The organism is Psychrobacter sp. 4Dc, assembly GCF_002836715.1.
Taxonomy (GTDB): domain Bacteria; phylum Pseudomonadota; class Gammaproteobacteria; order Pseudomonadales; family Moraxellaceae; genus Psychrobacter.
The window spans coordinates 1-25,104 of the sequence record NZ_PJAT01000088.1 but is presented as its reverse complement, the minus strand read 5'-3'; the positions used below and the strand labels follow the sequence as shown (position 1 = coordinate 25,104).

Below are 25,104 nucleotides of genomic sequence, written 5' to 3'. Positions count from 1 at the left end.
CCAGTAAAAGAGCAAGGTGCATCAACGATAACGTGCGCCCTATCTACTTTTACACATTTATCTATGCCAAATACAAGCAACAGCCCTCCAGAGAAAACAACTGCACCTGCCATTCGTGCCTACCTTGGCGGCTCGTTCGATCCCGTACATAATGGTCATTTAGAAGTAGCGATGTCTGTCTATCAGCACCTACTACCAATTGCAACGCAGCTACAGCGCACGCTGCATGTGTCTTTATTACCCAATGCGCGCTCGCCATTTAAGACCCAAAGTACAGACCCTAATCATCGCTTGGCGATGTTAAAGCTGGCGACAGAGAATACACCGATACAGATTAATGAGCTGGAGCTGTGGCAAGCGCCGCCTGTCTATACGATCGACAGCGTAAGTACATTAAGGCAGCAATATCCTAATGACAATTTGATATTTATCATGGGTATGGACAGCGCCCATAGTTTGGACAAATGGAAAGATGGATTGCATCTCACTGACCATGCCAATCTATGGGTGTTTAATCGTCAGAGCAGTACCGATGTTATTGATGGTATTAGCGATGAATTTTCTGACAGCACTATCTCTTCTGAAAACAATACAGCGACCGTGCAAGATATTGCTACTCTACAATCGCAATTGCCGTTGTCATTGCAGCCCCATATAACGGACTCACCTATCGAGCTATTAACACCCACTATTCGACGTTCGTCAAATAGCTCAAGTTCAAACAGCACTAATCTAAATAGTACTGATCTGACTAGCACTGACTTAAAAAGCACTGACTTGAAAAATGCCGATCAAGGACGCATTTATATAGATTCGAGACCTATTACTGCGGTATCAAGCACACAAATACGTGAACAACTACAGAAACTAGACGATCTAAAAAATAAAATGCCAGTCGCTCAACGGCAAATCGCATCTATAGCATCAATAAATGATATCATTAGCAATACTGAATCTAATCCATTAGCTAAATGGCTAAATCCTGCTGTTTATCAATATATTATCGCCCATCAGCTATATTCTGCTGCTCAATTCCGTTAAAATCGCCTTATCTATGTCATTTTGCCTATCCTGTCTCTATGCGTGACTGACAACATATGATCAGTCGGATAAGACAAATTGACGTTTTACCCCTTTATTTTACATATTTACGATTTAAGAGATTAAAATTTATGACCAACACCATGACTGCAGAACGCCTAACAGAATGCTTGACCCTAGTACAAAGCGCTCTAGATGATATGAAAGCAAAGAACATCACTGTAATGAATGTAGAAGAGTTGACTGACGTAACAGAGCGCATCATCATCGCTGATGGTACCTCAAAGCGTCATGTACGTGCGATGGCTGATAGCGTCGGCGCTGAAGCTAAGCAAGCTGGTTTTATGCCCCTTGGCCGTGAAGGCGGCATCGATTCTGACTGGACGTTGATTGATTTGGGCGCAGTTGTCGTCCACATGATGACGCCGCAAGCACGTGAGTTTTATGACCTAGAAGGCCTATGGTCATCACCTGAGCAGTTGGCTGAGCTAGTTGCTACGCCGCGCGAAAAGAAAACTGCAGGTCGTCGTAACAAAAACAAATAAGCTTATCAGTGATGATATTCGTTCAAAATTAAGAAACGCTCCATCAAAAAGACCAGAATACTTATTCTGGTCTTTTTTTATGTAAATTTTATGGTGATGAACTAGTATAATCAGATACATCACTGAGTACAGATAAGCTCATTTCATATCAATATTTATTAGCCGCTAACATTAAACCGCCAAATTAAGCCGCCAAATTAAGCCGCCCTTGCCTATTCATTCTACCTATTAGGAAACCGTATGAGCGCAGAATCGATCACGTCATCACCTGAGCAAACCTTAACAAAATCGCCTGAGCAAACCCTAACAGACTTTAACCAAGACTTGCCCCTACATATCGCTACCCTTACTTGTGTCCGCGCTGGCAAATCTATGCCATTCGCCCGTGAAGAAATGAGCGCCATTGATAAAGCACCTATCAAATCTCCTGTTGCTGTCAACTTTATGGGCTTAACCACTGATGAACAGGCCGATCGTAAGCATCATGGTGGCCCACTCAAAGCCGTGCATCAGCTAGCGCCTGCGACGTATGAAAAAATCAATGCAGAGTTTGGCCTGAAAGTGCGCGTCGGTACATTGGGTGAAAATCTTACGACTGAAGCTGTCGATGGTTTGCCTGAAATGACCGAATCTACGGTTTGCATTGGTGATGTTTTTCAATACGGTGGACATTTTGAAAACGGTCAAGACACTAGTAATGATGGTGATAGCGTTCAGTTACGTATCGTCCAACCACGCCGTCCTTGCTACAAAATCAACGACCAGATTGGCCAATTTACCAAAGTACCAAATATCGCGGCATGGGTCAGCAAGCAAGGTATCTCTGGCTGGTATTTTCAAGTTGTACGTGATGGCGTTATAGACGCTGATTTACCTGTGTATTTGGTTGAGCGCCCTTATCCGTTTGCGACGTTAGAGACACTGTGGCAATTGGCAAACTCAAAAGAAAAGTTTGATGCTAATGTGATTGAACCGTGGCTCGCGATTGACTGTTTAGAGGACAGTTGGAAAAAGGTTCTGGCTAAGAAAATCCAACAGGATTGAAAAGGTAACACTCAACAAAAACCTTTAATATGACTTTTCTATTTATAAAAGATAGCCACTACCCTGCGTAATGGCGTCACAAGGTTTTTCATGTTCTATGTCAGCTCCATAATAAACACTCTCTCCTTCTCTATCTTTGATCGCGAAGGAGCACTCCATGAGTGAAAAGACAGAAAGTATCAGCTACCTACAAGCGATAGCGATTAGTGTCGGCGCGATTATCGGCTGGGGTGCGTATGTTATGCCAGGCGATTTGTTTTTGCCGCAGTCACAGCTATTAGGCTCTTCTGTCGCTATTATTATCGGTACTTTAGCCATCTATATGGTTGCGCGTGCCTATATTAATTTGCTGACCCAAACGCCAGAGAATGAATCAGGCGGTATCTATTGGATTGAAAAATACATCAATCGCAAGCATGCCTATATTTATGGTTGGGGCGTCACGATAGGTTATATTTCTATTATCGCGCTCAATATATCAGCCGTCGCTTTGCTACTGCGCTATCTACTGCCTAGTGGCTTACAATTAGGCTATCTGTATACGATTGCTGGTTGGGAAGTCTACGCCAGTGAAGTGTTCCTATGCAGTGCGGCTATTATTTTGTTCAGTTATATCAACCTAAAAGGCGTACGAGTCGGTGCAAAAATCCAACTCTATATCGCCCTCTTTATGATTCTATCAGTCACCGCGCTGTTTTTTGCATCGCTTTGGATGACACCAACGAGCCAAACGTTTCTGCCAACTGATATGTCTAGCAGCTCTATTACCAGTCTGGCATGGTTACCTATCTTGGCCGTTATGCCATGGGCGTATGTTGGTTTTGAGACCACACCGCAAATTTCAAAGGCGATTAGTGATTCAAAAACCAAGACCAAAAGTATTATCCTAATTTCACTCATCGCTGGTGTGTTGTTTTACTTTTTAATCAACTACTTTACCGCGCTAAACATGAGCTTTGACTATCAAGCGATCAAAGACAGCCACTGGGCAACAGGTGAAGGCATAGACAATCGGATTGGTAGCATCGGTATTTGGCTGCTGTCGATCGCTATGATTGGCTCGATAATGAGCGGTATCAACGGCTTTATATTGTCATCGGTTAAGCTCTTAGAATCTATGGGTGATACGTCATTATTGCCTAGCGTATTTACGGATAAACACAACCAATTCAGTAAGCAAAGAACCGTTATATTGATATGTTTGGTGTGCCTACTCTCTCCTTGGCTAGGTAGAAACTACCTACTCGATATCGTGACAATGGCATCCTTGGGTATAACCGTTGGCTTTGCTTATGTCACGACCGCCGACCTCATCAATGAGCGAAAAAAGAAACAAGCGGGTCTGCTAAATTATCTCTCTGTACTATTCAGTGTGGTCTTTATATCGCTATTGCTGCTACCATTTTCACCAGCAGCGTTGTCGTTCAATGCTTATGTATTACTAGGATTCTTTATTCTGATCGGGGCAATTGGTTATAAAAAAATCGCAGTCAATCCTAATGTTAATTAACCGCAACTCTTCCTATATAGAGCATTTCATGGCAAAACACATTTCCTCGATTGCATTGGCTTCAGTACTAGTATCATCCTCTATGCTATCGCTTGTGGGCTGCGTATCAACTTCAGAGCCGCGTTATATCATCGATAGCGATAGCTACCAAGCTACTGGCAAAAGCGAGCGCATCAAAACCATCGTCTTGCACTATACGGTCTCAGATAATGAGCGCTCGATAAAGACATTGACCACGGGCAATGTGAGCGCGCACTATCTAGTATTAGACAATGATGACAATAAAATCTATAACCTAGTACCAGAGAGCGAGCGCGCATGGCATGCAGGTGATGGCGGCTTTGCAGGACGGACGATATTAAACGATACCTCTATCGGCATCGAAATCGTCAATAGTGGCATCAAGCCTGAATATCGAGACGCACTAAAAAATGGCACGCTCGACTATCACCCTTATGAGCACTATGTGGCATTTGATGAGTTGCAGATTAAAAAAGTCGCACAACTGGTGCAGGATATCGCCGCGCGCTATGACATCTCACCGAAGAATATCATTGGTCACTCCGATATGGCACCCTCGCGCAAGATAGACCCTGGTGCCAAATTCCCGTGGGAGCGACTGTATTTCGATTACGGTATCGGCGCTTGGTATGATGAATTTGATAAGCAATTCTTTATAAATCAAGATGGATTTGCGTCGGCCACGATACTTGAGATCAAGCAAGCGTTTCGCAAGTATGGCTATCAAATCAACGATACTGATACGTGGGACAAAGCCAGTCGCGATGTCGTCTATGCGTTTCAGCTGCACTTTAGAGCGCAGCAGCCAACGGGTAATATGGATAGCGAGACCTATGCGATATTGCAGGCACTAAATAAGAAATATGCTGGTCGGGATGATTTTTATTAAAGAATACAGACTATCAGGAGACATAAACCATGGATAACTCTCAACAAGATGAACAAAACGAACTGCAAAAATATCTAGAAGAAAAAGCCAAACAAGAGCAAGAGCAGAAAAAGAAAGAGGAGCAAGAACCTGAGCCACTTTCTGCCTATGATGCTTGTGTGCTAAAGGAAAGCGCCAAGATTCATGAGTTGATCGCTGAGGCTCAGAATCGTCCCAAAGATGAATAACTGGATAGACAGTACTTACCAATCCTTACCAATCAAGATTATATAAATGCGCAAGTTAATGTCTTATGTTTTGAGACATAGCTAAGCCGCTATGAAACCAATACCACAACTAAACAGCACTATATCACTTTATAAAAGAAGGCCTATCTACCAACTATTTAGGCTATTTATTGCGATAGGCAAATGATAAAATCACCGCTCACAGGGTTATAGATAGTATCACTGCTCGCACCATCTCATTGGCTTCCCGCATTGTTGGTTTTATCATTGGTTTTATCATTGGTTTTAATGATGGCTAGGATGATGCGCGGCTTTTGATAGCTTGGCTTTTGATAGCTTGGCTTTGATAGCTTGGCTTTGATAGCTTGGCTTTGATAACTTGATTCTATGACCATTCCCAATATTTTTATTACCAAACGAACACCAATAATACTAAAAAAGGAATATTTATGTATCAAGCCTTTCAAAAACACCTACAACAAGAAATCAGCGATATACGCGCGGCAGGCCTGTATAAAAACGAGCGCGTGATCACTTCTCCGCAAGATGCGCTCATCAAAATTGCCGATGGCCGTGAGATGCTTAACTTCTGTGCCAATAATTACCTTGGATTGTCTGACCACCCTGAAATTAAAAAGGCGGCTACCGAGGCCATCGAAAACTCAGGTTACGGCATGTCATCGGTGCGGTTTATTTGTGGTACGCAAGATTTGCATAAGCAATTAGAGGCGTCGATTTCTAAGTTTTTTAATACCGAAGATACGATTCTTTATGCGGCCTGTTTCGATGCCAATGGTGGCGCATTTGAGCCCCTACTAACTGCTGAAGATGCGATTATTTCTGATTCGCTAAATCACGCCTCGATCATCGACGGTGTGCGCCTGTGTAAAGCCGCGCGTTATCGTTATGCCAATGCGGATATGCAAGATTTAGAGACGCAATTGCAAGCGGCGCAAGCACAGCGTTTTCGTTTGATTGTCACTGACGGTGTGTTTTCAATGGATGGTAATGTAGCGCCGATGGATGAGATTTATGCGTTGGCACAAAAATATGATGCCATGGTCATGATTGACGAATCGCATTCAGCAGGTGTGGTCGGTCGTACTGGTGGCGGCGTGACTGAATTGTTTGATCTGCGTGGCGATATTGAGCTGATCACTGGTACCTTGGGCAAGGCATTTGGCGGTGCTATTGGCGGCTTTACCACGGGCAAAAAAGAAATGATTGAGATGCTGCGTCAACGCTCACGCCCGTATCTGTTTTCAAACTCTATTCCTCCTATGGTGGCTGCCGCTGGGGTAAAAGCGTTTGAGATGCTAGCGCAAGACAATACTCTACAAGACCAATTGCATGAAAATACCGCCTATTTTGTGAAGCAAATGCAAGAGGCAGGCTTCGATATCAAGCCTACCGAATCGGCAATCTGTGCGGTGATGCTCTATGACGCCAATGTATCGCAACAGATGGCAGACGCACTGCTTGAAGAAGGCATTTATGTGATCGGTTTCTTCTATCCTGTCGTACCCAAAAATGAGGCTCGCATTCGTGTCCAGCTCTCTGCCGCCCATACTCGCGAGCAGCTAGACAAGTGTATCACCGCCTTTATCAAAGTCGCCAAGCAGATGAAAGTGATTGATTAAGCGTCGTTTGGTATTTGTTCTGTATTCACTCGCTAGATTCAACCATTAAGTACAACACCGTTAAATAAGAGAAAAGTATGAAAGCACTGGTTAAAGCCCATGCCAAAAAAGGCATCTGGATGCAAGACATGCCAGAACCAACAGTCGGTATCAATGACGTTAAAATTAAAATTAAAAAAACCGCCATCTGTGGCACAGATTTACACATTTATAAGTGGGATGAGTGGTCACAGAAGACCATAAAAACGCCGATGATTATCGGACATGAATATGTCGGTGTCATTAGTGAAATGGGCGATGGCGTCAAGCATCTTGAAATAGGTGACCGAGTCACAGGCGAAGGCCATATCGCTTGCGGGCATTGCCGTAACTGCCGCCGTGGTAAGCTACATGTGTGCGAAAACACCATCGGTGTGGGCGTTGACCGCGATGGCGCATTTGCCGAATATTTGGTGATACCTGCCGATAATGTCATCAAGCTCGATGAGCGTATCAGCGATGAGATGGCAGCCATTATGGACCCCTTTGGCAACGCTACTCATACTGCCCTTTCATTTCCTGTCCTTGGTGAAGATGTACTAATCACGGGTGCAGGGCTGATTGGTTCGATGGCAACAGCGATTTGCCGATTTGCCGGAGCACGTAACATTGTGGTCAGTGATATCAGCGATTATCGCCTAGAGCTTGCCAAAAAAATGGGCGCGACGATGACCATCAACCCAGCCAAAGGTGAAACCATCGAAGGCGCTATTGCTGAGTTAAAAATGCACGGCTTTGATATTGGGCTTGAGATGTCAGGCTCGCCTCAGGCATTTGATTCGATGATTAGTAATATGTATAACGGCTCTAAAATTGCGCTCTTGGGCATTTTGCCTAACACCACCACGGTGGATTGGAGCAAAATTATTTTTAAGGCATTAACCCTAAAAGGTATTTATGGCCGCGAGATGTGGGAGACGTGGTATCAGATGGAGCAAATGCTGATTAGCGGTATTGATCTATCGCCAATCATTACCCATCGCATGCACATTGATGACTTTCAAGAAGGCTTTGATATCATGGAAAGCGGGCAATGCGGTAAGGTAATTTTAAGCTGGGATTGATAATGTTCTGCGTCAGTATTTGAGGAGTCGTGGTTAGGGTTTAAATTATCACGACTTATAAAACGGCACTGATTTCAGTGCCGTTTTTTATATGGTAAAAATTATACGGGGGATAAACCATGGGCGATTCTGAAGCCGATAAACTTGAAAATTATTTAGCAGAAAAAGCCAAGCAAGATCACGAAAAAGAACAAGAGTCTGAGCCGCTTTCTGCTTATGATGCTTGTGTGCTAAAAGAAAGTGCTCAGATTCATGAATTGATTGCTGAGGCTCGGAAAGGGACAGGTTATTAGGACAAAATAATTATTTTTCATGATCTTCGTATGCTAGCAAAAGCAGAAAATGGAATTTATATTTTAAAGGTTTCTATCGAGAGTGGATTCGCAGAATTTGGTGTAATCATAAGCATAAATGCTCAAGATTTTGAAGTAATTGAAAATGATAAATATCGTGCAGTGATGCTTAATGCAGCACTACACCAACCTTTTCAGCTTAAAGAAACTGGTTTAAACGAAAATGACCAACGATATTACTTAGATAAGATACTTCATGCAGATGAATCTGAAGTGAATATTTTTCTCACAAAACCAGATCATGGACAAGCTAATGGTGCAATATCAAACATGGTGCGTAAGGCAAGTAACAGAGATATAGAAAAGCTTCGTAATGGCGATTGGTTTTATTAAAAATGCATACTTGGAAAAGCAGTTTTAGTTTAGTATCAAATAAAAAACCTAACATCTTATTTATTTAAATTATCAGCTCAAAACTGTAGAGCATCGCAGGATTTGCTAACTTTATATGCTAGTCTAGGTTCTAAAATAATGTGCTTTTTAATAATTTTCTCATAAGCGAATTAGTAAATGAATTTGTTAGTAACTAAATCAATAATCATTATTCTTTTTTTATCTACATTATCTACGCTATTAGCAGATGACCATAAAATGCAAAGTATAGATAGTCAGCAGATTTCTGCAACGAAAATTATATCTGAAACAGATATTGAGTTTGTAAAACTACTGAGATTAGCCGAAAAAGGCAACGTTGAAGCACAATTCAAAATTGGATGGATGTATGGAAAGGGTCAAGGTGTTTCTCAAGATTATACTAAGACTATAGAGTGGTATCAAAAAGCCGCTAGTCAAGGACATGCTAATGCGCAATATAATCTTGGCGTGATGTATATGGATGGTGAAGGAATTTCACAAAATTATACAAAGGCCGTAAAATGGTACACAAAAGCCGCTGATCAAGGTCAATCTAATGCGCAATACAATTTAGCAATATTATACAATAATGGCAGAGGCGTTCCCCAAGACTATTTGAGGGCAATAGACTTGTATCAAAAATCTGCTAACCAAGGAAATGTTGGTGCGCAACGTAATATGGCAAATATTTATAATGATGGTGAAGGCGTTCCTAAGAATTTTAACAAAGCAGCAGAATGGTTTGAAAAAGCTGCTATTCAAGGTGATGCTATCTCTCAGTATAATCTTGGTACAATGTACCTTTTCAACAGAGGTGTACCTCAAGATTATTTCAATGCAGCAGAATGGTTTGAAAAAGCTGCCAGTCAAGGCTATGTTGATGCTCAATATAATTTAGGCGTTCTCTACAGGGATGGTTTAGGGTTTGATCAAGATTATATTAAAGCCAAAAAATGGTTTAAGTTGGCATGTGATAATGGGGATACACAAGGTTGTGGTCAATACATTGCTTTGAATCAATAAAGCTTTAGCATACTAGGTAGAATTAATTCGTTTGTCACACGAACTATGGATTACCTTCCTTGTTAAAACCGTTGGGTGTGCAAGCTCCACATCAACCTACTCTAGACACTAAAAACCAAAACACAAAAAAGGTGAGCATTACGCCCACCTTTTTTTATTATCTAAAATAACTCAAACCAGTCTAGCGTAACCAAGCACGAGCGTTACGGAACATACGCATCCACGCGCCGTCCTCGTCCCACTCTTCTGGTTTCCAGCTGTGGTTGTAGGCTTTTAGGTTACGCTCAGGATGTGGCATCATAATCGTCACACGACCATCAGTGCTACACAGACCCGTGACACCGCCGACCGAACCGTTTGGATTGAGCGGATACGTCTCAGTTGGATGACCTTGGCTATCGACATAACGCATCGCAAGCTGACCGTGTTTGGCCATACCATCGATTTCGTTGTTGTCTAGCGTGGCATAGCCTTCACCATGCGCTACAGCGATTGGCAAGATGCTGTCTTGCATACCTTTGAACAGGATAGACTTGGTACGCTCGACTTTTACGTTGACCGTACGCGCTTCAAAACGAGCCGATTGATTGGCGATGAAGCGTGGGAAGTTATCTGCACCTGGGATGAGGTCTTTTAACTGAGCCATCATCTGACAACCGTTACAGACACCTAATGAGAAGGTATCAGGACGGGCAAAGAAGCGGACAAACTGCATGCGTAGCTCGTCATGGAACAAGATAGAGTTTGCCCAGCCAGAGCCAGCGCCCAGTACATCACCATAACTAAAGCCACCACAAGCGACCAGACCGTCGAAGTCACGCAGATTGATGCGACCACTGAGCAGATCGCTCATGTGTACATCGACCGCTTCAAAGCCAGCTTGAGTAAAGCCTGCTGCCATTTCTGTCTGACCATTGACGCCTTGCTCACGCAAGATAGCGACTCTTGGTTTATTCTCACGGCTAGCCAAGTATGGCTCTTCGACCTTTTGATTCAGATCAAAGTTCGGTGAAGCAATCAGGCCTTGATGGCTCGCATCAGCAATCAAGTCATACTCTTGCTGTACGCACGCTGGGTTATCACGGCGACGCGCGATTTGATAGCTGACCTGCGTCCACGCTTGCTGCAATTCAGTACGGCTAAAGCGTAAAGTTTCATTAATACCATCGGCACCCATGAGCGTTGGCGTTTGGATAAGTAAGCTGTCTTCTTCCGAGCTTTGACCAACGAGACTCAGCATATCAGCAACATTAAACTCTTCTGCCAACTGCATTAGCGCCGCGACGTTTTCTGGTAATACTTGGATGACTGCGCCTAGCTCTTCACTGAACAGTTGACCGAGTAAGTTATCATCCGTCAATGACAGCTTGATACCTTGACGACTAGTGAACTGCATCTCAGCGATAGTCGCTAGTAGACCACCATCACCGATATCGTGATAGGCGCTGATGACGCCTTGCTCATTACCCGCTTGGATAAAGTTAAAGAAATCGACCAAGTCGCTAGGCTGCGCTAGATCTGGGCAGTCGTTACCTAATTGGCTAAGCGTCTGCGCAAGGATTGAGCCGCCTAGACGCAATTTGCCTTTTGACAAGTCAATACGGTAAAACGCACTGTCGCCATTGATTAGCTCAGGCGTTAGCGTTTTTGCCACGTCAACGACAGGGGCAAACGCCGTCACGACCAAGCTCATTGGTGAGACGATTGATTTGTCCTTACCACTTTCATCACTCCAATTGGCACGCATCGATAGCGAGTCTTTACCGACTGGGATAGCGATGCCCAGTGCTGGGCATAGCTCTTCACCAACGGCATGTACAGCGTCGAACAATGCAGCATCTTCCGCATCATTACCACACGCAGCCATCCAGTTCGCTGACATCGTAATATCAGACAACTGAGCGATACGCGCACCAGCGATGTTAGTAATCGCTTCACCGACTGCTAGACGCGCAGAGGCTTTTGGACTGATAAGCGCAACAGGCGTACGCTCACCCACACTCATGGCTTCGCCAGTCATTGGCTGACCATCTAGCGCCACCAAGCCAGAAGCCGTCACCGCACAATCTGATACAGGCACTTGATAGCGACCCACATACTGATCACGCACGACCATACCCGTGATAGAACGGTCACCAATGCTAATCAAGAATGATTTGCTAGCGACAGTTGGGTGACGCAATACATCGGTGATTGATTCAGCTAGATTAACGTCACCAAGCTCTAATGCTGGTAACGTGCTCTCGGTACGCTCAAAGCTACGTTGCATTTTCGGTGTACCGCCGAGCAGTACTTGCATCGGCATATCGACTGGTTGCTCAGTTAATAGCTCATCGTCAACGATTAGCTGACGGATATCCGTCGCCTCGCCCAAGATGGCATATGGGCAGCGCTCACGGGCACAGATAGCATCGAACTGATCTTTGCTCTCTGGGCGAATCGCTAGCACATAACGCTCTTGCGCTTCATTTGACCATATGGCCATTGGCGACATGCCAGCTTCTAACGATGGAATCTTACGCAAGTTCAGATGCGCGCCCATTTCATGGTCATTGACCAGTTCTGGCATCGCATTAGACAGACCACCTGCCCCTACATCATGTAGTGAAACGATTGGGTTGCCGTCTTTACTGTTATTACTTACATCGACATCATCGCCCGCTAGTGCCCAGCAGCGATCGAGGACTTCTTGGCAACGACGCTCCATTTCAGCATTATCGCGCTGAACTGAAGCAAAGTCCAAACCTTCATCAAGGTCACCACTATCGACCGACGATGCGGCACCGCCGCCCAGACCGATTTGCATTGCAGGGCCACCAAGGACGATGAGCAAATCACCTTTTTTGATTGCATTTTTTTCAATAAGGTTGCGTTTGATATTGCCGTAACCACCTGCCAGCATGATTGGCTTATGATAGCCGCGCATCTCGCTACCGTCTTTTGCAGCAGAGGTGTCTAGCTGAAAACTACGGAAGTAACCGCATAGATTTGGACGACCAAACTCGTTTGAAAAATTGGCACTGCCTAATGGCGCTTCGGTCATGATTTCAAGGCTGGTTGCCATACGATCTGGCGTACCATAATCCTGCGTGCTCAATTGACCTGACTGCTCCCATTTTTCGCTAAGCTCTGGGATATGCAAATGTGACACGTGGAACCCTGTTAGACCTGCTTTTGGCTTACCGCCGCGACCAGTCGCGCCTTCGTCACGAATCTCACCGCCAGCACCTGTTGCCGCACCAGAATAAGGGGCAATCGCTGTTGGATGATTGTGCGTCTCAACCTTCATTAAGATATCGATGTTTTCTTGATGAAAGTCGTAAGGATGGATTGAATTGGCATCCATCGCGTTGGTTGGAATAGGATAAAAACGCATACCATCAGCGCCTGCCATGACCGCAGCGTTGTCTTTATACGCTGATAAAATACCTTGTGGATTCGACTGGTACGTGTTTTTGATCATTTGGAACAATGATTTTGGCTGTGCTTCGCCGTCAACTGTCCACTGAGCATTAAAGATCTTATGACGGCAATGCTCTGAGTTGGCCTGTGCAAACATCATCAGCTCAACGTCAGTTGGGTTGCATTTCAACTCATTGACATAGGCATTCATCAGATAGTCGATATCTTCACTTGATAACGCAAAGCCGAACTCGGTATTGGCCGATTCTAGCGCTGCCTGACCTTGTCCTATTACATCTATATGGTTCAGTGATGCTGGCGCTTGATCATCAAACAATTTGCTGACATCGCTCAAGTCATAAACCAAGCTCTGAGTCATACGATCAAACAATAACTGCTCAGCGTCTACTGGTAGTTTTTCGCCTGCGTCACCGTCTATTTTTTCATCGAGGGTTAACGTATAAACAACGACACGCTCAACGCGGTTGATCTCGATTTCACAGTTATTAAAGATATCTGTCGCTTTACTTGCCCATGGCGATATCGTACCAAAACGTGGCCCAACGATGACTTGTAGTTGGTTGTCTTGCGGCGAATTTAGCGTTGCTGACTGGTCAACCGCTAGTAAATCTAGCGCTTTTTTATGTTCATCACCAGATAGCTCTCGTGATAGCACATACACTTGCTGTGTACTTATTTGACTGACATTTAGCTCGGTTTTTTGCTGAAACTGACTGATGAGTTGCTGCGTCTGAAAATCGGTAAGAAACGGTTGTCCGGCGATGGTCATCATAAAGGCATAATCCGTAAGATCAAGGCATCTCTGCCATGCTAAGTAAATGGTCTGCGTATTATAACAAGAAGCCCTGTAATAAGCAGGTCTAAACCAAGATAAATTGCCGAAAAGTTGCGTTCTATCACTACTTATTATTTATGAATCGACAAACTACAAAAGTGAATTTTCTAGACGTTTTTGAATAATTTATTCAAATATAGAGAATATAAATTCGCACTGTCACAATTTTTACCTAACCTTCATATTCCTTACAAACACTCACATCGCATTACTGGGAACCTATATAAATGTAGGGTGACAACTCGGTATTCTAGTCTCAGTTGTTAAGGCGACGATGACGTTTAACTTTTAGATTTATTTAATGGTTAGACATATCTAGCCTAAAGAAAAATTACTATAAATAATTAACTGTTCAATTCGGCTAATTAAAACAACGCTATATAAGCCCAATTAAAACACTATAAAAAAGGAAATTTATTATGAGTAGACAAGACCATATCGATAAAGTACAAGAACTGGTAAAAGAAGTGAAATTTGCCATGATGACCACTCGTACTCACGAAGGCCATTTACATGCCTGCCCAATGACAACTAGCGAGACGAGTATTGGCGCAAAAGAGATTTGGTTCATTGGTGATAAGACTACCGAAACTATTAAAGATATCGAAAAAGACCCGCAAGTGAACTTGGCCTATGTCAGTCAAGATTCAAAAGATTATGTTTCTATTAACGGTAAAGCAGAATTGGTCGAAGACCAAGAGAAGTTAGACGAGCTATGGTCGCCAATTTACAATGCGTTTTATGAGCAAGGTAAAGAAGATCCAAATGTACAATTAATCAAAGTCGTACCACATGGTGCAGAATACTGGCTAAGCGGTAGCTCAGTCGTCAATATGTTTAAGATGACTACTGCTGCAGTAATGGACGGTAAGAAAGCGACTAACTTAGGCGAAAACAACTCAGTGACGCTATAAGCTGCCTGATCTATAAGCAGTAAAAACAAAAACGCCAGTGGCTAATACGACTGGCGTTTTTTATTGTCTAAGTTTTGAGCTGATTATTTTCGTTTTATGGAATTATCCGCTTTGCTTTAAATAAGGCCAAGCTGCTTTTAGATAAATCATCATCGACCATAAGGTAAGTATCACAGCAGCGACCATTAATACATAACCAATGGTTTCAAGCGACTGCCAATTAAGTAGTAGTACGGTAATTGCCACCATCTGAAACGTGGTCTTTAATTTGCCAACATAAGATACTGCGACGCTAGTACTTTTGCCCAACTCTGCCATCCATTCGCGTAATGCTGATACTGCGATTTCACGCGAAATAATGACGATAGCCGCTATCGCCATAATGATATTAGGATGCCACTGTACAAGAACGATGAGCGCTACAGCTACCATTAACTTATCAGCAACAGGGTCTAAAAAGCGCCCAAAGGCTGACATGACATTAAGTTTACGAGCAAAATATCCATCAAGCCAATCGGTAATTGCGGCAATAATAAAGACGCCAGTCAATAATAAATGGCGCAACAAACTATCACTAAACTCGCTCATCCCAACGCGCGCAATGACATTGTCTGAAATCGCAGGCATACCAATACCCATGGCTGGCGGCCAATAAGCAATCGCGACAAATAGCGGAATCATCAAGATACGCGCAATCGTAAGGTTATTAGGCAAGTTGAAAATACTCTTGGTATTTTGCGAACTTGGCGGTTCTTCCTGCGTATGCAAATGCGTGCTGTCAGTCATGGCAAACCCAGTTTAATATGAACATAATAATGGCAGATAGCTTAGCATTTTTCGGACAAGGCGTCATGCCATCTCTGCAGCGATTGAGTTATCAAAGGTATCAAGATCGACTAGATGACCTCCTATCGACATAACGTATTGAAATTATTGGCAGCCTTTATTAATGATTTCATCATAAAGCTCCGCTACTTACTCTAAATATCAGTGCTTCATACCAGTCTTGGCGTCTTTTGGACTTTTACAACGTAATATACTGTAACCAAAACCGCCAGACAGTAATCAATTGCGCTATCATAGCGACTGTACCAGAACACTTGTACACTTAAATCAGTAAATGTTAATAGTTAAATATTTCCACCTATTGTATTGATAATTATTACCTTTATAAATAACAGTAGAGAGCACCAATAATTACAACAACTCTTGACCACGGCCTGTGTAGCTAATACATGACCCGTTTTCCTCAGCCCACAGTACCTCCTCTGTGGGCCTTTTTTTGCTTACGTTTTGCTAAACCTAAATATCGTTAAACAATGCAAAATAATGAGCATAGATATTACGCTTACTGCGTTTGCATAACTGCCTTAACGGTTTGCTGCGCCATTCGATAGCTGCTTTCTATATTACCTTTTGCACACCAGTCACCACTAACGATCCATTGCTTGGTTTCATCGATTAAGATGCCTAGCTCTTCAGTATCCTTATTTACGATAGTAGCCGCATAGCGCCAACGATGACAATCTGTCTGGCTAGGTGCGCTAGCTTCATTCCAATTTAATGCTTGTTTTGCCGCCTGTAATAATTGTTCTTTGACTGACTCAATATCGTCATCGACGTGGGTCTCTGACCAGTCATTACGTGCATGAATGGTGACACTTGGTAGTAGCTCATCACGAGCAGGCTTTTGATGCTCAATAAATATCCTATCGAGAACAGCGCTATTTAAATAAGCGACATCCCACTGCGGTGCAAGTTGGCCATTTAATGTTTCAGGTAGTTTTTGCACATCATCCCAGCCAAGCATCAGCGTATAGCAGGCTTGCATTTGCGGTTTAGTAATTTTGTCTTGTTGAGCAAAGCCACTATCTGACATCAGCTCTATCGCCTGACCATTTGGCGCTGTGCAAATAACCCAATCAAACCAACCCAGACTGGCTCCAGTTTCGTCAAATAGCTCAGTTTGCTTGCTGTTTTGATTAAAAGTTTGATTATGAGTCTGGTTCTGGATCTGATGCTGAGACTGCAAATATTGAGCAAGCGGTGCGACACGGGTCTTAAATACTATGGTCGTATGTTTGAGCGCAGCGGCTAACTCACGGCCCCAACTGGTCATTTTCGGTGTGCTGATATAGCGTGCATGCACCACGTCCCATTGCTCTTTGCTTTGGATATTAGGTGACTGATAATTGTCACTTGATGCCGTTAACTCAATCACTTCAGCACACCATGGCTGTAGCAACCCTGTATCTAACCAAGGCGCGATAAATTGTTGAAAGACAGCAGTTTTCGCAGTAAAAAACTGTGCACCGAACGACCATTGCCAGTTCTTACCAGTTTCACTATCGCTGCGATAGCGGGTCGCCAAACGGCCCACACTACGTGATTTTTCAAAGATAGTGATTTGCGGGGTGTTAGATGACGAGCCTGTCTGGTTTGACGCGCACTCTAATAGTGTTGCGGTGAGCAAACCCGTTAGGCCACCACCGATGATGGCGATTTTTGGGGCAGATAGGACAGTTGAGCACGAAGCATGATCAGTCATGATGACAGTAGACCTTATAAAGTATTTACGAGTCGCTACTATATTGAGTATCTAACCTAGTAAGTACCGAGTGACTCGTCAATTAATCCTCAATTAAAATGGTAGCGATGTTGTCTTGTTAGCATTATTGAACCTTCAAAGTGACTCAATATCAATATCGTCTACGTAAAAAAGCCATGCTATTCTCGATAACATGGCTTTTATTCAACTTCAATATACAAATATCAATGGCTAGTACTGAATAACTATCCTTAATACTGCAGGTTCGTTATCAGGCTAACTTACTCTCCGCGGCCCGCTTTGACTTCTTCAACCAAGTCATTAATCACTGAGCTATCGGCAAGCGTAGATAGGTCGCCCAGCCCTACATATTGACCTGCTGCAAGGTTACGCAAGATACGGCGCATGATTTTTCCTGAGCGCGTTTTTGGTAGTGCATCAACCATATAAATGGCATCTAAAGTCGCAATTGGTCCAATCTCGGCACGCACATGACGTTTTAGTTCTGCCTTTAGATCGTCGGTCTTTTCTTCACCTGACTTTAGAATGATAAATGCACAGATACCTGTACCGCGTATCTCATGCGGCATACCGACAATCGCAGCTTCAGCAGTCGCAGGATGCGCAACCACGGCGCTCTCAATCTCTGCTGTGCCCAAGCGATGCCCTGCAACATTGAGTACATCATCAACACGACCGGTAATCCAGTAATGCCCATCTTCATCACGCTGAGCGCCATCACCTGTGAAATAATGACCTGGATAATCGCTAAAGTAAGTCTTTAAAAAACGTGGATGGTCATTGTAGATAGTACGCATCTGCCCTGGCCAACCGCTACTGATCACCAAATTGCCTTCTGCAGGGCCTTCTAAAATCGCACCATCACTATCGACGACTTCTGGTTTGACACCATATAGCGGTGTCATTGCCGCGCCCGGTTTGAGATCGACCGTGCCTGGTATTGGCGCCATTAAGATGCCGCCTGTCTCGGTCTGCCACCATGTATCGACGATAGGACATTTACCATCACCGACGACATTGTAGTACCAGTCCCACGCTTCTGGGTTGATCGGCTCACCGACCGACCCTAGCAGACGCAAACTTGAACGATCCGACTCTCGAACGAAGGCGTCGCCCTCTTTCATCATTGCACGAATGGCTGTCGGTGCAGTGTATAGGATAGTCACGTCATGCTTATCGATAATATGACCGATACGTGCCCATGTTGGATGCTCTGGCACACCTTCGAACATTACCGTTGTCGTACCATTGGCCAGTGGTGCATAGGTCGAGTACGTGTGGCCAGTAATCCAGCCCACATCTGCTGTACACCAGTAGACGTCATCTTCTTTGATATCAAACACATCACGGAACGTTGAGATAGCATAGGTAATATAGCCGCCTGTAGTATGCACTACACCTTTTGGCTTACCAGTAGAGCCAGACGTATATAATAAAAATAGCGGGTCTTCGGCATTCATGACTTCAGGCTCACAGATCTCTGATTGACCATCGACCAGATTGTGATACCACACATCACGGCGGCCACTCATCGGTATAGAGTTACCCGTACGATGAACGACGATGACTTTTTCGACACTCTCAGTGCCATCCATGTCGAGTGCGTGATCGACATTGGCTTTAAGCGGTGTGTGCTTACCGCCGCGTAAACCTTCGTCAGCTGTGATAACAACCTTTGAGCGACTGTCTATCAAGCGATTGCCCAGACTCTCGGCAGAAAAACCACCAAACACCACTGAATGCACCGCACCAATACGCGCACATGCCAGCATCGCTACCATGGCTTCTGGTATCATCGGCATATACAAGGTTACGCGGTCACCTTTTACAACGCCAAGCTTGCGCAATGAATTACCTAAGCGGCAGACGGCTTCATGTAACTCTTTAAAAGAAATGATTTTGTGCAACGAAGGGTGATCACCTTCCCAAATGATAGCCGGCTTGTATGGGTTTTCTTCAAGGTGACGATCAAGACAGTTGACTGAGATATTTAGCTCACCATCTTCAAACCATTTGATGCGAAAATCATCTAAGTCATAATTGACGTTACTGACCTTAGTTGGTTTTTTTATCCAGTCGATTAGCTCAGCACGCTTCGCCCAAAAAGCATCAATTGCTTCGGGTGATTCGATAGATTGCTGGTAGTCTGTAAGGTACTTATCAGGTGTGGTATTGGCAGCAGCCATAAACTCGGCTGAGATAGGAAATGATTTCTGAGTCATAGTGTTGGGTCCCTTTTAATTATTATGACCTACACGGATAAACGTCTATGACGCGCCCCATGTAAGCGATAAGAGTCATCTTCCATAATGTGTGACGCTCATCGTTAGTTTGACAAATAAGCGTGACCGTTGCAAGACATCAAAAGCCAAACATAACAATTTCACTGTACATCTGTATGTTTAGATAATTATATTAGTACTTATACTGGTACGTATAATGCTATTTATAGGGGCAGCTATCATAACGATAGTACTAAAATGACAGCTGGTTGTGATCACACGGTAACAGCGTATGGCTTAGGGCATTTAATCCTTGTAACCTTTAGTGAAATATGGACAATAGCTACACTAAACATACTGCTTCATTTAACAAAATGTCAGCCGCGTTTTTAATAAAAACAATGCTTGGCCTGGTTATACTTTTTTCACCCCATCGTTTTACGAGACCGCAATGACTAATCAACGCAATGCACAAAACCATACTCACTATGATGTCGTTATTATTGGTGCTGGCGCTTCAGGGTTGTACTGTGCACTGACTGCCGGACGGCGCGGTCGCCGCGTATTGGTTTTGGATCATACCAATAAAGCCGGCAAAAAGATTTTGATGTCGGGTGGTGGTCGCTGCAACTTTACCAATTACTTTGTGGAGCCTGAGCACTTTATTGGTGCCAATCCCCACTTCTGCAAATCAGCGCTAAGTCGTTACCCAAGTTGGGAGTTTATCGGCATGGTAGAGTCGCATAAGATTGCCTACCATGAGCGCGAACACGGTCAGCTGTTCTGTGATGACTCAGCACAAGACATCTTATCTATGCTACTAGATGAGTGCGCGGCCGTAGGTGTACAAGTAAAGCTTAATGCTCAGATTGATCATGTTAAAACTGCTGTTCATGATAAAGGCGAACGCTTTTATCTAACGACGAGCAAAAAGCTTGGTAAAAAAGACATCGCGAGCGGTACTCAATCTGCGCAGACACGCTATAGCTGTGAATCTTTGGTGGTCGCTACTGGGGGTTTATCTATCCCGACCATGGGAGCAAGTGGTATCGGCTATGAGTTGGCACAGCAGTTCGGGCATACGCTCGTGCCTACTGATGCCAGTTTAGTCCCGTTTACTTTCACTGATAAAACAGGCGAACTTATCCGTGCCTTGGCTGGTATCAGTCTGCCAGTTATTGCCAGTAACGAGCGTATCTCTTTTAAATTACCTGTCCTATTTACCCATCGCGGTCTCTCTGGCCCTGCCATGCTACAGCTATCCAACTATTGGCAGACTGGCGAAACCATCAGTATCAATCTGTTGCCTGAAATAGACGTCACTGAACTTTTACTGACTCGTAAAAAATCACACCCACGCCAGCTTATTCGTACCGTATTGGCAGAAAATACAGACAATGCATTACCCAAGAAGCTATTGGCAGCGTTACAGACGCATCTGTGGGAAGACATCAAAGATACGGAGCTTGCTAATATTAAAGACGAACGTCTCACAGAGCTTGGTATTACCCTTAATGGCTGGCAGCTCAAACCCTCGGGTACAGAAGGTTACCGAACCGCTGAGGTCACACGCGGCGGCGTCACAACCGATGAAGTATCCTCCAAAACGATGCAAAGCAATTTACAAGACGGCTTATACTTTATCGGTGAAGTGCTTGATGTGACCGGCTGGCTTGGTGGTTATAATTTTCAGTGGGCATGGGCAAGTGGTTTTGTGAGTGGTGAGATCGTCTAATCATGGACACTTATAAGTGTTTAACGTTTGCTTAATCGCTGCCGACAGCACTAGGAATGAAATAGTAATAAAAACTCATACAATCTACTCTTATATTCATAGTAGTATTACTTAATAATAGCTTTTCTATTGATAGTAATTCTAATTAGACTAATGAGGTGACCCATGCGTTCAATTAAACACATTCACGGTGAAAAAGAGTCGCACTGGGTAGGTGACGGCTTTTTTGTAAAAACTCTGATCAGTCATCTAGATGATAATCCAGACCTTAATTATAGCCATACTGATCCTTTCTTATTATTAGACTATGCCAAGCCAACAACGTTTTCACCCAATCCCTCTTATAAAATGCAGCCACATGGCGTTGGTCAACACCCACATAAAGGTTTTGAAACTGTCACCATTGCTTATGCAGGTGAGATTAGTCATGTAGATTCGACAGGTGGGCGCGGTGATATTTTAGAAGGTGATGTACAGTGGATGACTGCTGGTCGCGGTATTCTGCACGAAGAGTTCCACTCTGAAGCCTTTGGGCAACGTGGTGGTATATTTAGTATGGTGCAGTTATGGGTCAACTTGCCAAGCGCCCATAAACTGACCGACCCAAAATACCAATCTATCAAACGTGCTGATATGCCTATCGTTGATCTGATAGACAATAGCGACGAGCAAACTGTCATTGGCCAAGCTGCCATTATTGCCGGTGACTGGCATGGGATAGCGGGAGCAGCAACGACCTTTACGCCAGTCAATATGTGGGATATTGAGCTACATACAGCAGGTACAACCACGCTACAAGTACCGAAAACGCACAATACCCTACTCCTGGTACAAGAAGGTCAAATATTGGTCAACGGTACAGCCGTCAGCGCAGGCAGCCTAATTGAATTTTCAGCGCCTATTCGAAATCATGTAGGCACTCAATCTGAACATTCATCATTACCTGCTACTGATACTATCGAATTGACCTACCCTGCAACTACCGATGAATACACACCTATCAAATTGCTACTGCTAAGCGGCGAGCCAATCGGTGAACCTATCGCAGGTCACGGCCCCTTTGTGATGAATACCCAAGATGAGCTACGACAAACGTTCCGTGATTATCAAACAGGCAATTTTGGATATTAATCAAAATAAATGCGTAAAAAAAAGCCCTCTAACTATCGATAGTCAAAGGGCTTTTTTATAACGCGTTTGTCTGCCTATTCAGTGATACTGACGGATGGATAATTGCTTACACTTCATTCATAAACGGATAATCAGTGTAGCCAACCGTGCTGCCACCATAGAAGCTCTCTGGGTGCTGCTCGTTGAGCGGTGCGCCCTCTTGAATACGTTCAGCGAGATCAGGGTTGGCAATATAATCACGACCGAATGCTACCGCATCGATATAGCCTGCTTTGATGTTCTTCTCAGCTTTGTCCGCATCATAGCCACCCGCCGCGATGATGGTCTGATCGAACGCATCACGGACACGCTGACGGAACTCATCGCTATACGGCGTACCACCTGCCCAATCTGGCTCTGACAGATGCAAATACATTAGACCACGCTTATTGATTTGTTCAATCAGCCAAATGTTATCGTCTTCTTCGTAGCCTCCCTCAACATTGTTGAATGTGCCCAGTGGCGAGATACGAATACCAATATGATCTGCATCCCATGCCTCTACGCAAGCATCAATCACGTCCAAGGTCAGACGCGCGCGGTTTTCGCGGCTGCCACCGTATTCATCGTCACGCTGATTGGTATGCTCGGCCCAAAACTGATGCAGCAAATAACCATGCGCGCCATGAATCTCAATACCATCAAACCCCGCTTCCTGCGCGCACTTGGTTGCATGCGCAAAGTCAGTAACCACTTGCTGAATCTCATCAAGACTGGCTGGGCGCGGCGGCGTGGCATCCGCGCGAATGGCTTGGTTGTCACTATCACGCAATGAGGTACGGATACCTACATCGACATCTGAGGCTGAAATTGGCGCACGGCGTTCAGGTTGTACGCTTTCATGTGAGACAAGTCCTGTGTGCCATAGCTGGACGACGATTTTGCCACCTTTAGCATGGACATTGTCAACGATGGCTTTCCATGCAGTGACTTGATCTTGAGTATGTAGCCCTGGTGCGCCTGCATAGCCTTTTGCTTGAAACGATACTTGCGTCGCTTCAGTGATGACAAGGCCCGCCCCTGCACGCTGCGAGTAGTACTCTGCTGCCCATGTGATAGGGACATCGCCTGGCTCAACGGCACGCAGACGTGTCAGTGGGGCCATCATAATGCGGTTTTTTAGCGTTTGTGTACCCATTTTTACAGGCTCAAATAAAATATCGTGTGCCATAATCTGTCCTATTGGTTATTGTTGCTATCTATGATCTTTAGTTATAGCAACCATCAATCATACTAATTATTATCGCATGCTGTTTAGAAAAACTTATAATATCATTAGTAAATCTACGTTTAGCGCCTACATTTATAGGGGATAGATTTCATTATTCCAAGCAATATTTACAAACAGATACAACAATATTCACCTATACAAATCTTCGTATCTGTTTACTACGAAGACTGTTTACTAAGCCTTAAATACTGTTCGTCTGGGTCTTGTCTTTTGGCTTTAGCATTTTCTTAATTGATAGCTCTAATGACAGATATGTGCCGATCAATATCACAATCGAACCAATGATAGCTTGTATATTTAGCGCCTCGCCAAGTAATAGATACCCTAAAATAATGGCAAAAATTGGGATGACTAAAGTAATACTGGTGGCGCGCGTCGGGCCAATATTTTTAATCAGCTGATTCATAAAGATAAGGGCAATGGCAGTCGAAAATACACCGATACAGATCACTGATACCCACGCCTTTATGCTGATATCTTTGCCATAAGGGAACTCATTAAAAGCCACAGGCAGCATAATGATACTACCGATAATGAGCGATCCTGCGGTGATAGCGACTGGCGATACTTCGTACAGATAGTTCTTGGTAATGTTGGCCCCAAGCGCATAACCCACACAGGCTAGTAGCGCGTAACCCATTGGTAGTAGCCCTTCGACCAATCCTTTGCCTGGCTCACCTCCGCCAAATAAGCTTTCGCTCATCAGTATGATTACCCCAATCACTCCGATGACCAAACCGAGTGCTTGTTTTTTCGATAGCCTATCTTTAAAGAAGACTCTGGCGATAAAACCACTCATCATCGGTACAGAAGCATTTAGCACGGCTAGCACGCCTGCGTTCACTGACTGCGCGGAAAACGAGAACAACACAAAAGGTAGCGCTGCCGAAAACAAGCCGACGAGTGCTAGCATTTTCCAATGCTCCTTGATGCCTACTCTGTTTTTCTTATTTAATAATACAAAGACCAACATGACTAATCCGGCGAATATCACACGCAAACTGGCGAATGCCAATGAGCCAAACTCGGGCACGCCGATACGATAAAAAACGAAGGAGAGTGACCACATAAAAGAGAGCGTCACAAAGATGATGAGGTCACGGTTGGTCATTGGGTAATCCTATTAAGCGCTTAGACTGCTTTTGCCAACTCGTGTCGGTCATAAGCATCTGATGCGTTGTAAAAACTATCATGTTATTAAAAACTCATGATGATAACTTTTTAATTGTTTGATGGGTAATTTTTTATAAAATTT

General features: G+C 44.0%; 21 protein-coding genes. 14 read left to right on the top strand and 7 right to left on the bottom strand.

Annotated elements, in window-relative coordinates; translation table 11 throughout:
* Positions 1–63 precede the first annotated feature (63 nt).
* The 6 genes from CXF61_RS06215 (at position 64) to CXF61_RS06190 (ending at position 5,277) form a co-directional block, all read left to right on the top strand.
* Positions 64–1,041: a nicotinate-nicotinamide nucleotide adenylyltransferase gene (locus CXF61_RS06215; RefSeq protein ID WP_165597569.1), complete on the top strand. Its 978-nt coding sequence runs from the start codon at positions 64–66 to the stop codon at positions 1,039–1,041.
* 131 nt (positions 1,042–1,172) lie between these two features.
* On the top strand, positions 1,173–1,586 hold the full coding sequence (rsfS, locus tag CXF61_RS06210) for a ribosome silencing factor (protein WP_057758112.1): 414 nt from the start codon (positions 1,173–1,175) through the stop codon (positions 1,584–1,586).
* Between the two features lie 372 nt (positions 1,587–1,958).
* Positions 1,959–2,630, top strand: a complete 672-nt coding sequence (locus CXF61_RS06205; RefSeq protein ID WP_227526617.1) for an MOSC domain-containing protein — start codon at positions 1,959–1,961, stop codon at positions 2,628–2,630.
* 157 nt (positions 2,631–2,787) lie between these two features.
* Positions 2,788–4,140 carry an APC family permease gene (locus CXF61_RS06200; protein ID WP_165597567.1) on the top strand — a complete coding sequence of 451 codons (1,353 nt, stop codon included), beginning with the start codon at positions 2,788–2,790 and terminating at the stop codon, positions 4,138–4,140.
* 28 nt (positions 4,141–4,168) lie between these two features.
* Complete coding sequence (locus CXF61_RS06195) at positions 4,169–5,050, top strand: N-acetylmuramoyl-L-alanine amidase (RefSeq protein WP_165597566.1); 882 nt, start codon at positions 4,169–4,171, stop codon at positions 5,048–5,050.
* Between the two features lie 29 nt (positions 5,051–5,079).
* Positions 5,080–5,277, top strand: a complete 198-nt coding sequence (locus CXF61_RS06190; protein WP_165597565.1) for a hypothetical protein — start codon at positions 5,080–5,082, stop codon at positions 5,275–5,277.
* 236 nt (positions 5,278–5,513) lie between these two features.
* Here the strand turns inward: CXF61_RS06190 and CXF61_RS06185 are convergent, their stop codons facing one another.
* Positions 5,514–5,672 carry a hypothetical protein gene (locus CXF61_RS06185; RefSeq protein WP_165597564.1) on the bottom strand — a complete coding sequence of 53 codons (159 nt, stop codon included), beginning with the start codon at positions 5,670–5,672 and terminating at the stop codon, positions 5,514–5,516.
* Positions 5,673–5,726: 54 nt separating this feature from the next.
* Between CXF61_RS06185 and kbl the strand changes: the two genes are divergently transcribed.
* From kbl to CXF61_RS06160, 5 genes are all read left to right on the top strand, one after another.
* Entirely contained in the window at positions 5,727–6,917 is a 1,191-nt protein-coding gene (gene kbl / locus CXF61_RS06180) for a glycine C-acetyltransferase (protein ID WP_165597563.1), read from the top strand.
* A gap of 77 nt (positions 6,918–6,994) precedes the next feature.
* Positions 6,995–8,020 (top strand): L-threonine 3-dehydrogenase, encoded by a 1,026-nt coding sequence (tdh, locus tag CXF61_RS06175; protein ID WP_165597562.1) that lies wholly within the window; start codon positions 6,995–6,997, stop codon positions 8,018–8,020.
* Between the two features lie 119 nt (positions 8,021–8,139).
* Positions 8,140–8,313: a hypothetical protein gene (locus CXF61_RS06170; protein ID WP_165597561.1), complete on the top strand. Its 174-nt coding sequence runs from the start codon at positions 8,140–8,142 to the stop codon at positions 8,311–8,313.
* 30 nt (positions 8,314–8,343) lie between these two features.
* On the top strand, positions 8,344–8,706 hold the full coding sequence (locus CXF61_RS06165; RefSeq protein ID WP_165597560.1) for a hypothetical protein: 363 nt from the start codon (positions 8,344–8,346) through the stop codon (positions 8,704–8,706).
* Between the two features lie 177 nt (positions 8,707–8,883).
* Entirely contained in the window at positions 8,884–9,750 is an 867-nt protein-coding gene (locus CXF61_RS06160) for a tetratricopeptide repeat protein (protein ID WP_165597559.1), read from the top strand.
* A gap of 181 nt (positions 9,751–9,931) precedes the next feature.
* On the opposite strand, the gene purL is transcribed toward CXF61_RS06160, so the two are convergent.
* On the bottom strand, positions 9,932–13,945 hold the full coding sequence (gene purL, locus CXF61_RS06155) for a phosphoribosylformylglycinamidine synthase (RefSeq protein ID WP_165597558.1): 4,014 nt from the start codon (positions 13,943–13,945) through the stop codon (positions 9,932–9,934).
* A 482-nt stretch (positions 13,946–14,427) separates the two neighbouring features.
* Between purL and CXF61_RS06150 the strand changes: the two genes are divergently transcribed.
* On the top strand, positions 14,428–14,922 hold the full coding sequence (locus tag CXF61_RS06150; protein WP_057758090.1) for a pyridoxamine 5'-phosphate oxidase family protein: 495 nt from the start codon (positions 14,428–14,430) through the stop codon (positions 14,920–14,922).
* 102 nt (positions 14,923–15,024) lie between these two features.
* Here CXF61_RS06150 and pgsA read toward each other — a convergent pair whose 3' ends face one another.
* The 3 genes from pgsA to acs form a co-directional block, all read right to left on the bottom strand.
* Positions 15,025–15,708: a CDP-diacylglycerol--glycerol-3-phosphate 3-phosphatidyltransferase gene (gene pgsA, locus CXF61_RS06145; RefSeq protein WP_057758088.1), complete on the bottom strand. Its 684-nt coding sequence runs from the start codon at positions 15,706–15,708 to the stop codon at positions 15,025–15,027.
* Positions 15,709–16,270: 562 nt separating this feature from the next.
* Positions 16,271–17,470, bottom strand: a complete 1,200-nt coding sequence (locus CXF61_RS06140; RefSeq protein ID WP_165597557.1) for an NAD(P)/FAD-dependent oxidoreductase — start codon at positions 17,468–17,470, stop codon at positions 16,271–16,273.
* Between the two features lie 281 nt (positions 17,471–17,751).
* The gene (gene acs, locus CXF61_RS06135; protein WP_165597556.1) at positions 17,752–19,713 is read right to left on the bottom strand and encodes an acetate--CoA ligase; all 1,962 of its coding nucleotides are present in this window, start codon (positions 19,711–19,713) and stop codon (positions 17,752–17,754) included.
* Positions 19,714–20,164: 451 nt separating this feature from the next.
* Here acs and CXF61_RS06130 point away from each other — a divergent pair, with 451 nt between their 5' ends.
* Positions 20,165–21,448, top strand: a complete 1,284-nt coding sequence (locus CXF61_RS06130) for a BaiN/RdsA family NAD(P)/FAD-dependent oxidoreductase (protein WP_165597555.1) — start codon at positions 20,165–20,167, stop codon at positions 21,446–21,448.
* 165 nt (positions 21,449–21,613) lie between these two features.
* Positions 21,614–22,579 carry a pirin family protein gene (locus CXF61_RS06125; RefSeq protein ID WP_165597554.1) on the top strand — a complete coding sequence of 322 codons (966 nt, stop codon included), beginning with the start codon at positions 21,614–21,616 and terminating at the stop codon, positions 22,577–22,579.
* Between the two features lie 106 nt (positions 22,580–22,685).
* On the opposite strand, the gene CXF61_RS06120 is transcribed toward CXF61_RS06125, so the two are convergent.
* Both CXF61_RS06120 and CXF61_RS06115 read right to left on the bottom strand, forming a co-directional pair.
* Positions 22,686–23,789 (bottom strand): alkene reductase, encoded by a 1,104-nt coding sequence (locus CXF61_RS06120; protein ID WP_102090858.1) that lies wholly within the window; start codon positions 23,787–23,789, stop codon positions 22,686–22,688.
* Between the two features lie 241 nt (positions 23,790–24,030).
* Positions 24,031–24,960 carry a DMT family transporter gene (locus tag CXF61_RS06115; protein ID WP_101205127.1) on the bottom strand — a complete coding sequence of 310 codons (930 nt, stop codon included), beginning with the start codon at positions 24,958–24,960 and terminating at the stop codon, positions 24,031–24,033.
* Positions 24,961–25,104: the final 144 nt, after the last annotated feature.